Origin of the sequence: Paenibacillus sp. J2TS4 (genome assembly GCF_018403245.1) — a bacterium.
Taxonomy (GTDB): Bacteria; Bacillota; Bacilli; order Paenibacillales; family NBRC-103111; genus Paenibacillus_L.
This window is the reverse complement of record NZ_BOSH01000002.1, coordinates 607746-621393: the sequence shown is the minus strand read 5'-3', so window position 1 is coordinate 621393 and position 13648 is coordinate 607746. Positions and strand designations below refer to the sequence as shown.

At 49.7% G+C, this 13648-nt stretch carries 10 protein-coding genes; 7 read left to right on the top strand and 3 right to left on the bottom strand.

The features are described 5' to 3' along the window. The first annotated feature begins 22 nt into the window (after positions 1 to 22). The 4 genes from KJS69_RS07030 (at position 23) to KJS69_RS07015 (ending at position 4321) form a co-directional block, all read left to right on the top strand. Positions 23 to 1324, top strand: a complete 1302-nt coding sequence (locus tag KJS69_RS07030) for a beta propeller repeat protein (protein WP_213582957.1) — start codon at positions 23 to 25, stop codon at positions 1322 to 1324. Positions 1325 to 1708: 384 nt separating this feature from the next. Continuing rightward, positions 1709 to 2167 carry a MarR family winged helix-turn-helix transcriptional regulator gene (locus tag KJS69_RS07025; protein WP_213582956.1) on the top strand — a complete coding sequence of 153 codons (459 nt, stop codon included), beginning with the start codon at positions 1709 to 1711 and terminating at the stop codon, positions 2165 to 2167. A 13-nt stretch (positions 2168 to 2180) separates the two neighbouring features. Continuing rightward, entirely contained in the window at positions 2181 to 3395 is a 1215-nt protein-coding gene (locus tag KJS69_RS07020; RefSeq protein WP_213582955.1) for an MFS transporter, read from the top strand. 95 nt (positions 3396 to 3490) lie between these two features. After that, positions 3491 to 4321 (top strand): DUF92 domain-containing protein, encoded by an 831-nt coding sequence (locus KJS69_RS07015; protein WP_213582954.1) that lies wholly within the window; start codon positions 3491 to 3493, stop codon positions 4319 to 4321. 167 nt (positions 4322 to 4488) lie between these two features. Here the strand turns inward: KJS69_RS07015 and def are convergent, their stop codons facing one another. Then, positions 4489 to 5007: a peptide deformylase gene (gene def / locus KJS69_RS07010; protein ID WP_213582953.1), complete on the bottom strand. Its 519-nt coding sequence runs from the start codon at positions 5005 to 5007 to the stop codon at positions 4489 to 4491. 49 nt (positions 5008 to 5056) lie between these two features. Further along, positions 5057 to 5314, bottom strand: coding sequence for a helix-turn-helix domain-containing protein (locus KJS69_RS07005; protein ID WP_213582952.1), 258 nt, complete (start codon positions 5312 to 5314; stop codon positions 5057 to 5059). An 806-nt stretch (positions 5315 to 6120) separates the two neighbouring features. Between KJS69_RS07005 and KJS69_RS07000 the strand changes: the two genes are divergently transcribed. Next, positions 6121 to 8985 (top strand): 2-oxoglutarate dehydrogenase E1 component, encoded by a 2865-nt coding sequence (locus tag KJS69_RS07000; RefSeq protein WP_283777441.1) that lies wholly within the window; start codon positions 6121 to 6123, stop codon positions 8983 to 8985. Positions 8986 to 9006: 21 nt separating this feature from the next. Continuing rightward, positions 9007 to 10275, top strand: a complete 1269-nt coding sequence (gene odhB, locus KJS69_RS06995) for a 2-oxoglutarate dehydrogenase complex dihydrolipoyllysine-residue succinyltransferase (protein WP_213582951.1) — start codon at positions 9007 to 9009, stop codon at positions 10273 to 10275. Between the two features lie 174 nt (positions 10276 to 10449). Here the strand turns inward: odhB and KJS69_RS06990 are convergent, their stop codons facing one another. Next, complete coding sequence (locus KJS69_RS06990) at positions 10450 to 11979, bottom strand: MDR family MFS transporter (RefSeq protein WP_483874562.1); 1530 nt, start codon at positions 11977 to 11979, stop codon at positions 10450 to 10452. Between the two features lie 426 nt (positions 11980 to 12405). Here KJS69_RS06990 and KJS69_RS06985 point away from each other — a divergent pair, with 426 nt between their 5' ends. After that, positions 12406 to 13542, top strand: a complete 1137-nt coding sequence (locus KJS69_RS06985; protein WP_213582947.1) for a M24 family metallopeptidase — start codon at positions 12406 to 12408, stop codon at positions 13540 to 13542. Positions 13543 to 13648 lie beyond the last annotated feature (106 nt).

Here is a 13648-nt window from a genome sequence, read left to right as displayed (position 1 = left end):
AAGAGACACGAGGAGAGATAACATGGGTTGTAAACGCAAAGAAATAGTTGCAGTGATTCTGTCGGCGGTTCTGCTTCTTTCTGCCGGCTGCAGTGATGTGAAGAATGGTCAGGAGATTCCGAATCCAGGCGAATCTGAAGGAGTGATGATGACTCCTTCAGGCACGGATTCCAGCTCCGAGCCAAGTGAATCTCCCCGGGCCGAGAATTCGGGGGGAGCTCTTCCTTCCAGCTCTTCCAGCCCGCAGCAAGCCACGCCGAATCCGGATTCGAATAAAGCGACAAGCCCGCCTTCTTCCGATTCGCAGCAGGCAATGATGAGCCCTGTCACCGCTGTGCGTTTGATAGATCCTTCCTCCGGGTGGAGCGGGGGGAAGGGATGGATCTCCCGCACAGAGGACGGCGGGAAGAGCTGGACGGTTCAATATAAAGGACAGCAGACGGTAAAGCAGCTGTTTGCGCTGAACGGCCAAGAGGCCTGGGCGGTGTTAGGAGAAGATTCTGAAGCCGCTGCGGATCGTCCTTTGCTGCATACGACGGATGGGGGGAGAGAATGGGCTCCGGCGGGGAAGGTTCCGATAGGAGAATTCCTTCATTTCGTCTCCTCGCAGGAAGCGTTTATCGGGAACCAGCATACGACAGATGGGGGCAAGACTTGGACCGCGCTGCCCGTGCCGGAGTCTATCGTTGGCGAAGCCTATTATCATGATGCGGCCAACGGATGGGCGGTTACCCAAGGGGATCAATCGTTCCAGATTCAGCGAACCACCGACGGAGGGGTGAACTGGCAGAACGTCATGTCTGGCAAGACGGCGGGGCCGTTAAATGGGTCGATAATCAGGTCGGCCGGAGCCGGCGATGCATGGGTGGAGCTTATCGGGGATTCCGGAATGACTCAAACATCCTATTCATTGTTCCATACGACGGATGGAGGGGAAAATTGGCTGACGGTCCTTGCCAACTCAACAGCCGGTGGAGGACCTGCCCCGGGCTTCCCGGACAACGATTCACAGGCTCCTTCGAATACCGGCTCCAGGCCTGGCCCCCTCTATGTGGTGAATCCCAAGATTGCCTTCATGGGAGGACAGTGTCCAGCCTGCGACAATCCGAATACGATCGGCTGGACGAAGGATGGAGGCAAGAGCTGGGAGAACGGCGAAGCGGAATTCCCGGGCTACGGTAATGCCCTGCTGGCTGCAGCCGACGCCGACCATGTGTGGTGGATTATTACCGACAGCATCGAGCCGTCCATCATGTACACGACATCGGATGGGGGCAAGCATTGGAACAAGGCGCATACATTCGATCCCCCGGCAGAGAACTGAAGGATATCGTCTTTCGCTCCGCTTGCTCTTAGTTCAGGTGGAGTGCTCGCTTCTATGCAAGGCAGACTACCCTACGGATATGAATTGACCCGCAGGGTAGTCTGTTTTCTTTGTGAACGACTGCATGTATAAGTTTCCGCTCCTTGAACCACGTCCCATTATAAGGGCGGCAAGAAAAGCTTCAGTAGAAGGAATCTGTGAATCTCAATTTTTCAGATCGTTGAAAAAAGCAGGTTTTATCAGAAATAATGGATTATTGCAGTAGGTTTAGCGGGTGATTGTTGCTATTGGTTCTAATTTCTACGTTGACAGCTCTCGTTGTTTACCATATAGTTGTTAAAGCAACTAAATTACGAAGTGATTAAGATAAAGGTGATGTGGAAGATGAGCACGGACAATTGGGAGAACGGTCTGAACCATTCTATCGGCTTTCTAATGGGGATTACTCATCGTAAATTAGCGCTTCTGCTGCAGAATCGGCTCAAGGAATACGATATTACCCCTGAGCAATGGTCGGTCCTATATCAGATCAACCGGGCCGATGGGTTAATTCAGAAAGAAATTGGCGAGCGCTCGGGCAAGGATAAGCCGACGACCACCCGAATATTGGATCATTTGGAGGGGAAGGGGCTTGTCTACAAAAAAACAGGAATAGCGGACCGCCGATCTTTTCTGGTCCATATTACCGATAAAGGCAAGCAATTGATCGAGTCGACCATCCCTGTCGAAAAGCAATTTATTAATGACATTAAACAATGTCTTTCGGATGACGAGTATGAGGTTCTCCTGGAGCTTCTCCTCCGAGTTCACCGTTATGCCGACCATTTAACAGACAGAGAGTAGGAGAGAAGGAATCATGCCACTTGAACCCGAATCGAGATTATGGACGAAATCCTTTATAGCATTAACTATTTGTTCCTTTTTGTTGTTTTTAAATTTACAGATGCTCATATCCGCCTTCCCGGCTTATGTCAAAAATGAATTTCAGGCAGGGGATATTACGGTCAGTCTGGTAACGAGTGTATTTGCGGCTTCGGCTATTGCTACCCGCTTTTTAACCGCAGCGCTGATGCGGATCGTGCATCGCAATGTCATTTTGTTCGTAGGGCTGGCCGTCTATGCCCTTACATCCGTACTCTATATTATGGCCGAATCTATTGGCTCGCTGCTTGTCATGAGAGTTGTATATGGCATTGGCTTCGGAATGTCGAGTACGATTATTCCAACCCTGGTTTCACAAATTATTCCGATTAGAAGGATCGGGGAAGGGATCGGTTATTTTGGCCTATCCTCCAGTCTTGCGATGTCGATCGGTCCGGTGATCGGTTTAAACGTGATGAGGGAGCTTGGTTTTAACACGCTTGCTATTGTAGGCGCTGTGACTGTTCTGCTTATTTTGCCCATCCTGCTGTTAACGCGTTCGATTCCGCCCGCTCCGCCAAGGCAACCCGAGGGAACCGGTACTGGTCCTAATAAGAGTCGATCTTTTAATACGAAAATGATCTTTCCCGCTTTATTGAATGTGCTTTTGGCGATTACCTACAGCGGGCTGCTCAGTTTTATTGCTTTGTTCGGCGAGTCAGTGCATCTGGAGCAGGTCGGCTTATTCTTTTTGTTTAACGCGTTCACTATTATTATTATCCGACCTATTTCCGGCAGGCTGTTCGACAGCAGAGGTCATGCCGCTGTCCTTATTCCGGCAGCCATTAGTGTCATTGCCAGCTTGATAGTGCTTTCGTATACGACTTCGCTGCTGCTGCTCATTGTGTCCGCACTGCTGTACGGATTGGGCTTTGGCGCAATTCAGCCCACCATTCAAGCCTGGATGATCCGCTCGTCTACGCGGGAACAGCACGGCATGGCAAACAGTATGTTCTACAATTCTACAGATTTGGGGGTTGCTGTGGGAGCCCTGATGCTGGGAGCGATATCTACCGTTTCGAGCTATGCTGCGATGTACCGTTATTCAGCCGGTTTTATGATCTTGTTCCTGGTCGTATATATTATGACTCAATGGGTGTCGGCTAAAAAGAGTCGGGAAGCGATCATCCCCGAAAACTCTTCATTGTGATCATCCCAATGTTCCTCTCCTTACAGGTTTTATTAAACTGTATATTTGATATAATTCTCGTTGGGTAGCTTGAAGCATAGGAGAGGGGGATACCCGTGGGGGAATGGTGGATTGGATTAGCCGGCAGCTTAGTCATCGCCGGAGCGGCTTACTGGAAAAGCTCCCTATCCCGATCCGGGCTGGTTGCGGCGGTAGTTCTCGGCACGGCTATGTATGCGGCTGGAAGCTTGCCGTGGTATGGTACCCTGATCGCGTTCTTCGTTACTTCCACCTTGCTGTCCAAATGGAAAAGCCGGAGTAAAGCGAAGGCTGAGAGCGGCTATGCCAAATCAGGACGCAGGGATGCGGGACAAGTGCTTGCTAACGGTGGATTGGGGCTATTGCTTTGTCTCGGTCATGCCTTATGGCCGAATCCCGGGTGGTGGGCGGCGTTTATCGGAGTGATGGCAACGGTGACCGCCGATACTTGGGCAACAGAAATCGGAGGATGGAGCCGCAGTCAGCCTCGCTCCATCGTAACTGGACGTAAAGTAGCGGCCGGTACCTCGGGCGGGATCACGAAGCTGGGCATTGCTGCTTCTGCGGCCGGGGGGCTGGTCATCGGAGCCACCGCCTGGCTGTTATCGCTGCTGCAACAGGATGCGTTAGATTCATCATTAGGCATAGCTGCCGGGCCGTGGCCACTGCTTGCCTTGGGAATAATCGGAGGACTTGCCGGATCGCTGATCGATTCCTGGCTGGGGGCGGTCGTTCAAGTAATGTATCGCTGCCGGATTTGCGGAGCGGAGGTGGAGAAAACGAGCCACTGTGAAACGTCGACCGATAGAATCCGAGGTCTCGGCTGGATGACCAATGATGCGGTCAATGCGCTCAGCTCTGCGGCGGGAGGCTTGGTTAGCTTGCTGCTAACCCTTGTTATACCGTAATCCCTTGTGTCTGGATCAACGAAGCAAATACAACCAATCGGGAAGCACCTCTTACGCAGGCATAGCCTATGCCGGGGTGTTTTTTCTCAGGTATATTGCGGGATTTTCGTCTAAGGGTATAAGCAGAAATACGGCAGTTGTCCTTCTCTGCAACAGGCAACTGCATTCTACAGGTCCCGATTAGATAGACGGAGGGCATCGAGTACATTGACGCTTTGACCGCTATGATCGTCGAAGAGGGAGTTGCCTTCAATGTGATCGATGAACAGCACACCGTTCAAATGATCTGTCTCATGCTGGATGCATCGGGCAAGATAACCTTCTCCCTCCAGTGTGAAGCGCTCGCCTTGTCGGTTCATGCTCTGGACCTTCACATAGTATGCTCTTTTAACGATTCCCGTATAACCGGGATAGGACAGACAGGCTTCCGGGCCTGTTTGTTCTCCTTCCATGGCTATAATCTCCGGATTGATCAGTTCTATCAATCCTTCTCCGCAATCCATGACTACCACTCTTCTCAAGATGCCGATTTGCGGAGCGGCCAAACCGGCGCGCCCGTCGGCCTCATATAACGTATCCTTCATGTCATCCAGCAATTTGAACAACTTAGGGGAGAACTCCGTAACGGGCTTGGCCTTTTTCCTTAATACAGCCTCTCCAAACGGAAGAATAGTCCTGATAGCCATTGTTCATCACCATGCCTTTCTTAAATAAGGGATTAATTCCGAGCAGAAGCTATGAAATGTTCTGAAGATTATGATCCCCCTTAGTCGATGGGATATGAACCCATAAATCACTGGGAGTACATCTCAAGACGGTGCACAACGCATCCATCGTATCCGCTTTCATTTGTTTGGGCTGGCCGTTAAGCAAAGCGCTGATGGACGGAGGAGATAAACGATATCCGGCCTGGTCCATTAATAATCTCCCCAGCTCCGCCCCTGTCCATATTCCTCTTTCAGCCATTAACTGTCGCAGCATCCAGATGAGCATGCCGATCCTCCTTCTTGATCATCATTTGATTATCGTGGGGTTGATCATCTTTAAGTATAAAGTTAGGCAGCACCTAATTAATTTAGACACTGCCTAATATATCATAATCAGCTGGCGTCGAGCAATAGGATGGCTAATTATTTGAAATCAGAATTATTGGCTGGATGATTGGCCAAATGATGCCATATCATTAAGTTTTTATAGAATTAAAAGGAGGCTGAACACGAGATTCTTCCTTTATTCAACGAAAGCTTAACATTAGCTCGGTAATATGATAGAGTAGTAGATGCTGCGACTAAATATGACAATAGAGTGACGAAAAATCGACAAATGATGTCAAATTTCGCGGCAAAAAAGACCAGAGCTATTAACGATGCTGCAGCAGGAATGCCCGGCATGATCAACAGGCTCTTTCCTTAATTAATGTTTGCATCAGCAATGAAATTTCCCTTGGGATCATTAGCGGTTCTATACCATAAGGAGATCGGTTTGAGAGAGATCAACGAGCCCGGTCTTTTCGGTATGTCCGGGGGAAGAACAGCGATTTCCGCCTAGAAACGGGGGAACACGCTCTGAATGTTCTTAATTAAAGGGAGGGTGGATTCATCTCAAAATTAGATCGATATGATGACTAATCAATATTTAATATTTACATTATTAAGGTTTATAGTATAGAGAGGACTTATTGAATTAAGAAGACTACCGCAGTACAAAAACGGGAATATTACTTACAAAATTAACGGGAACATGAAAACAAGCAGCTTACTTACGGCTATCATGATGATGCAAGGGGAGGTTTAACTTCAATGGCGATTGGGGATATGACCAAGCTAAATCCTTGGCAAACCTACTATGGTCCGAACCTGGGGTACATTTACGAGCAATATGAGCGATACACAGCCGATCCCGACTCTGTGGAACCGACGTTCAAGGAATTGTTTGTCAGATGGGGAGCCCCGCCATCCTGGTTAAAATCAGAGGGCGGCAATGCACCGCAATCCATTGAAAACATCGAAATTTCGGCAGATTTGTTAAAAAAGGTCGTCGCAGCTAAAACATTGGTTATGAACATCCGTACTTATGGTCATCTGGCAGCGGATTTAGATCCGTTGGGACTTGGCTTAACTGCGGATACCCGGCTTCTTGAGCCGGAAACTTACCAGTTGAGCAAAGACGACTTATTGGCGTTCCCCGCTTCTCTAATATGGGAGAATGCCCCGGGACATGTCGTAACCGCATGGGATGCGATCGAACAGCTGCGGAAAATTTATACGAAATCGACAGCCTATGAGTTTAGCCACGTCCATGAAGAGCAAGAGCGGAATTGGCTGAATCATCGTGTAGAAACCGAGGCGCTGTCCGGTAAGCAGCTTTCTTTGGAAGAGCGGACCGAATTATTGGACAGGCTTATTCAAGTGGAGCAATTTGAATCGTTCTTGCACCGGACGTTTGTTGGACAGAAGCGGTTTTCCGTAGAAGGCAACGACGTGCTTATTCCGATGCTGGATGAGGTCGTCCGTTCGGTAGGCCGGGAAGGCTGCAAGCATATTTTAATGGGAATGGCGCATCGCGGGCGTCTTAACGTCCTTGCTCATGTATTGGGCAAGCCTTATGGAAAAATATTTTCCGAGTTCCACCATTCGCCCAATAAAGATCTATTTCCATCAGAAGGCTCGACCGGCATCAACTATGGCTGGAGCGGCGACGTGAAGTACCACTTGGGTGCGGATCGTTCCGTAACGGAAGGAGAAATGCCTCCTATTCGACTAACTCTGGCTAACAATCCGAGCCACCTGGAATTTGTCAATCCGGTAGTGGAAGGATTCACCCGGGCCGCTCAGGATGATCGCAGCGAGCCAGGCTATCCGAAGCAGGATGAGAGCAAGGCTGCGGCTGTGCTTATGCACGGGGATGCGGCGTTCGCCGGAGAGGGAATCGTTGCAGAAACGCTAAACTTCAATAAATTGAAGGGCTATAGCAATGGCGGCACCATTCACATTATCGTCAACAATCGTCTTGGCTTTACTACTGAAAGCTCGGATTCTCGCTCGACTTACTATGCCAGTGATTTGGCCAAAGGCTATGAAATCCCGATCGTTCACGTTAACGCAGACGACCCGGAAGCGTGTATCGCAGCAGTTCGCATGGCGTGTGATTATCGTTCCCGGTTTAAGAAGGATTTCCTGATTGATCTGATCGGTTACCGCCGCTACGGCCATAATGAATCTGACGATCCGGAAACGACCCAGCCGATTATGTATTCCAAAGTGAAGAATCATCCGACGGTCAGCAGGCTGTACGCCAGTAAGCTGATTAACGATAAGTTCATAACGGAAGAAAAGACCGAGCAAATGAGACAGAATATTGCTGCGCGTCTTAAGGAAGCCTATGACGAAATTAAAGATAACCCGCCCCAGGAGAATGGCGTTAATGGCAATGGAGCCGGAAATGGGCTGAGCTCGCAAAGTATCGTTACGGCGGTTCCGCAGGAGCTGCTTAAGGAAATCAATCGGGATTTACTGGCTTGGCCGGAAGACTTCAAAGTCTACCCCAAGCTTAAACGAATACTGGAAAGACGCGCCAATGCGTTGGAGGATGGGGAAAAAGTCGATTGGGCCTTGGCCGAAACGCTCGCTTTTGCGACGATTCTTGCGGACGGCAAACCGGTTCGGTTAAGCGGTCAGGATTCAGAGCGGGGCACCTTTGCTCATCGACATGTGGTGCTTAACGATGCGGAGACAGGTCGGAAATATTCACCGCTGCACCGCTTGCCGCAGGCTAAAGCTTCGTTCGCGGTCTATAACAGCCCGTTGTCGGAAGCCTCTGTCCTTGGTTTTGAGTATGGATATAACGTATTTGCGCCAGAAACCTTCGTTCTGTGGGAAGCCCAATATGGCGACTTCGCTAACGCGGCCCAAGTTATTATTGATCAATTCATCTCGGCTGGTGGCAGCAAATGGCGGCAAAAATCAAGCTTGGCCATGCTCCTGCCGCATGGTTATGAAGGACAGGGCCCAGAGCACTCGAGTGCTCGATTGGAGCGGTTTATGCAGCTCGCCGGCGAGGAGAACTGGAAGGTTGCTTATTTAACCAGCGCTTCCCAATATTTCCATCTGCTCCGTATGCAGGCAGCATTAACGGAAACCGAAGATGCGCGTCCGCTCGTGCTGATGGCTCCCAAGAGCTTAATCCGTAATCCGCGGGTAGCTTCCCCGGGCTCCGAATTCAGTGAAGGAACTTTCCGGCCCGTATTGGAGCAAGCTGGTCTCGGAGCTAATCCGAAAAAAGTGGAACGGCTGATTCTTTGCAGCGGCAAAGTAGCGATTGATCTGGAAGAGGCTTTGGAAGCAGACGCAAATCAGGATTATGACTGGCTCCACATCATTCGTGTCGAGCAGCTGTATCCGTTCGCCCAAAGCGAAATCGAAGCTATCATTCAGCGTTACCCCAAATTGAAGGATATCGTCTGGGTTCAGGAAGAGCCTCGCAATATGGGGGCCTGGTTCTTTATGGATCCCCGTATCCGGTCGATAGCTCCGAGCAAAGTCAATGTCCGTTATATTGGCCGTCCGGATCGTTCCAGCCCAGCAAGTGGCTATCAGTCCGTCCATAGCATGGAACAGCAACGGCTGATCTCGAATGCATTAAATCGAAGCTTCTTTGAAAACTAATAAAGCAGGGAGGATACAGCTGTGAGTGAAATCATAGTACCTGAGATTGGCGAATCGATCTCGGAAGGAACCATTGCCCAATGGATTAAAAAAGAAGGGGAGTCGGTCAGCCAGGGAGATCTGCTGCTTGAACTGGAAACCGACAAAGTAAATTTGGAAATCACCGCTGAACAGGATGGCGTGCTGACCCAGATTCTTAAACAAGAAGGAGACACCGTTCAGGTGGGCGAAGTGATCGGGATGATTGGAGCGGGAGCTCTTTCAGCCGGAGCCGCTCCAGCAGCTCAGGCTGCCGAAGCTTCTGCTCAAGAGAGCCCGGCTGCTCCTCAAGCTGAAGCTGCTGCTCCTGCGGCTAGCAGCACCAGTCAGCCATCTGCGGAGGCAGCGCCATTAGCTACTCCAGCCGCCAGAAAGCTGGCCAGAGAGCAAGGAATCGATTTGCGTCAAGTGCAAGCGGTAGACCCGAGCGGCAGAGTTTATCCTAGCGATGTCCAGTCGTTTGCCGCTGGCACGCAAGCTGCTAAAGCTCCGGCTGCCCAACGTCCGGAGTCTGTCAAGGCAGCGGAGCCAGCAGTCATTAACCCGGCCAAGCCGATTGAACGCATTCGGATGTCGCGGCGCCGGATTACCATCGCTAACCGTTTAGTAGAAGCTCAGCAAACGGCGGCGATGCTGACGACATTTAACGAGGTGGACATGTCTGCAATCCTCGATGTACGGAAGCGCCGGAAGGATAAGTTCAAAGAAAAGCATGAAGTTGGACTTGGCTTTATGTCGTTCTTTACTAAAGCTGTTGTCGGTGCTCTTAAAGCTTTCCCATTGTTGAACGCCGAAATTTCCGGCGAAGAAATTTTAGCCAAGAAGTACTATGATATCGGTATTGCCGTATCCGCTAAAGAAGGTCTGGTCGTTCCGGTAGTCCGCGACGCCGACCGTCTAAGCTTTGCCGAAATCGAAAAAGAAATCGTCGACTTGGCAGGCAAAGCACGCAGCAATTCGCTGTCGTTGGCTGACTTGCAAGGCGGAACCTTCACCATTACCAATGGCGGGGTGTTCGGATCGCTCTTATCGACTCCTATTCTGAATACACCGCAAGTAGGTATTCTGGGCATGCACAAAATTCAATGGCGTCCGGTTGCCATTGACGAAGAGCGGATGGAAAACCGCCCGATGATGTACATCGCTTTGTCTTATGACCATCGTATCGTTGACGGCAGTGAAGCGGTCCGCTTCCTCGTTACGGTCAAGGAATTGCTGGAAGATCCGGAGTCTTTGCTGCTCGAAGGGTAATGAGTGGGCGCAACTCTCCTTTTAAATAAGTAATCCCAAAACCCCTCTGAGCTCCTCGGAGGGGTTTTGGGTTTCCAGAAAGTGGTGAAGCATGCAGCAAATCGCTTTGATCTGAACCTTCGTGACGCTGGAGCGCACGCCGAGAAAGGCACTCGTATTGAACAAGTGAAGATATCAGCGCATTTTGGGAGCGGGCTGTACCGCTTTTTTTTCCGACATCTGCAGCCGTTCGCCGGTCATGGTAAACACAAATATTAGCGCGAGCACTGCCGGGACGAGTGCCCACAGGAAGGTCTGGGCGATGGACGAGGACAAGGTGTCCGTCATTTTATCCAGCAATTCCGCCGGAATGAGGGAGCGCTTTTCCGGTGACAGCATTTCCCGGGGATCTTGAATGTTGATCGGAGCTGATCCGGCGGCACCGCCCAATGCTTCCTCCAGCCCATTGGCAAATTTATTCCGCTGGATAATGCCGAAAATTGTGATTCCAAGGGTCATCCCCAAGGAACGCATAAAAGCGTTCGTAGACGTCGCCGAGCCGCGCTGCCGCATATCGAAGCCATGAATGGCCGCCATACTTAAGACGGAGAACGAAAAACCGACGCCAAACCCGGTAATAATCATGAAGAAGGTAAGCATCGATCGGGCCATTTCGGGAGACAACGTCGACAGCAGGAAAATACCGGTAACGAAGCAAAAGCCGGAAAAGATCATTATGTTGCGGTAGCTCGTTTTGATCGTCAGGAAACCTCCGGTCTGGCTGCCTACAACCGATCCAATCATCATCGGCATCAGAATGAGGCCGGATTGCGAGGCGGAACCGCCAAATACGCCCTGCACAAAAATCGGAATATAAATCGTCGCGACAATAAAAGTGGAGCCATAGAACAAGGCTACCGCATTACTAGCAGCAAACAAACGATTTTTAAACATTTTGAACGATATAATCGGTTCTGCGGCTTTCGTTTCCACATATAAAAATACAGCTAAAAACAAGATGAAGGCTGCAAAAAGCCCGATAATGACCGGTGAGCTCCAAGCATACTGTTGTCCGCCCAATTCAAGGGCAAACATCAGGCTTACTACCGCTGCTACAAGAGTAGACGCTCCCCACCAATCGATTTTTTGCTTGGAATGCGCGAGTGACTCATGATAAAAAATATAAATAAAAGCAAGCGAGACCAAGCCAAGCGGGAGATTGATATAGAATATCCAATGCCAGGTTATGTATTCGGTAATATAGGCGCCCAGTAAAGGTCCGAATATGCTGGAAATGCCGAATACCGCGCCGAACAGGCCAGTGATCTTGCCCCGTTTTTCCGCAGGGAAAATATCGAATACAACGGTAAAGGCGATGGGCATCAGGGCGCCTCCGCCAATCCCTTGAATCGCTCGGTATATACTGAGCTGTTCGATACTTTGTGCCGTTCCGCAAAGGACGGATCCGAGCAGGAACACCAGCATTCCAAAAATAAAAAAGCGTTTGCGGCCGTACATGTCGGACAATTTCCCAAAAACCGGCGTTCCCGCCATAGTCGTTACCATATAAGCTGAAGTAACCCAGACGATTTTATCTACTCCGCCGAGTTCGGAAACAATCGTTCCCATAGCTGCGGCGACAATCGTATTATCCATGGCCGCCATAAGGATACCGAGCAGAAGCCCGGCGATAACATATCCAATATTTCTTTGATTGGCAATCAATAAATGCATCTCCTTTATATGGCTCAACCTTGAAATCAGTGCTCGATCTGTCAAGGACTAATTGTGGTCAAGCGCCTTGTTTATTAGCCAATTAAGCTGCGATGACGACGGCACCTTCATCGACTGACATTATTTATTATAGTTAAGGTTGCGTCATTTGAATATATTTTTGTCTGGAAAAAATGATAAGGTTTCGCTTCCAGAATCCCGCCCAATTGTATTTGGCGATAAGAAAAGCCACTACTGAAGCCTTTTTCTCATAATCTATGGTATTCTGTTTATGTTATCATCTTTTGAGATTATTTTATTGATAATCTTCCATTGAACCCGCAGTCAACGTCGGACCCTTTAATTACCGGAAGGCGCGGTTGAAGAATCATTTCACCAGAGCTATTGTTTTTTTATGTTGAGGAGGGGATGGTCTATATGTTTTCAACTGAAGCTTTATGGGCTGAAGAAAGCGTTCTGTTAGGCAGACTGGATAAGCTGGTTCGATTTATGAATGAGGCTGGCGTAGACCTTTGTTGGATGTCGGATCCTGTAGTCCATCGTTATTTGCTGGATATCGAAGGTCTGGTCAAACATCCGGCTTCGTTATTCATTACGAAGGAAGGAAAGGCCGTTTATGTTGTCGGAGAATCGGATAAGCCAAAGAAGCTGCCTGCCTTCGTCGATGTCAAACTTTACCCGACGTATAATATGAATGTATGGGCCGATCCGTTGAAAAATGCGGCAGAGCTTATAGCGGATACGGTGAGCTCGATGGAAGCCGGAAAGATAGCGACGGACGCTTACCCGACGGTCTGGAGTGATCCGTTGAGCCGCAAGTTTGCCGGAGCAGAGTGGGGCGATGCCCGTTCATGCCTCAATGGGATGCGTCTGTTGAAGGAGCCTTATGAAATAGCCAGAATCCGGGCAGGGGCTGCCGTGAACGGAGTGAGCTACCATACGCTGAGAGAATGTGCCCAGGAAGGCATGTCAGAATATGATTTATTCGCTGCTATGACGGATCAAGCGATTCGGAAAACCCAGCAAATCGTTCAGTTTGCGGGTATGTCCGATCTAGTAACCGGGGAAAGGACTCATTCTATCGGAGGACCGCCGACTTCTCGGATAGTTCGTAACGGAGATTTAATGATGGCCGACTTGTTTCCGACTATTCTTGGTTACCATGCGGATAATTGCCGGACGATTTGTATTGGGGGACGGCCGACAGAGCTCCAGCAGAAGGCGCACGGAGTTGTGATGAAAGCGCTTGAACAGGTGGAAAAGCTGCTGAAGCCGGGAGCCTCCGCCAAGCAGCTGTTTCATACGGCAAACGAAATTTTGCAATCGATCGGCCACGGTTATTCACTTGTCCATCATCTCGGACATGGTGTTGGGGTGAGCGATAAGGAAGGGCCTTACCTGGTCCCTGGCAGTGAGGATATGCTGCAGGAAGGCATGGTCGTCAGTGTGGAGCCTGGAATTTACATAGAACATTTCGGCATTCGGATAGAAAATGTTTATGTGATCCGGGAGGGAGGCCCGGAAAATCTAACTCCTTTTGATACTAATCTGTAATCAAATGAGATAACGAACGGGAGACGGTCGATTTCGGGCCGGCTCCCGTTTAAATAATTACCGGGGACGATCAGTTTATTCGTTAAAGTAAAGCTGATAAACGAGT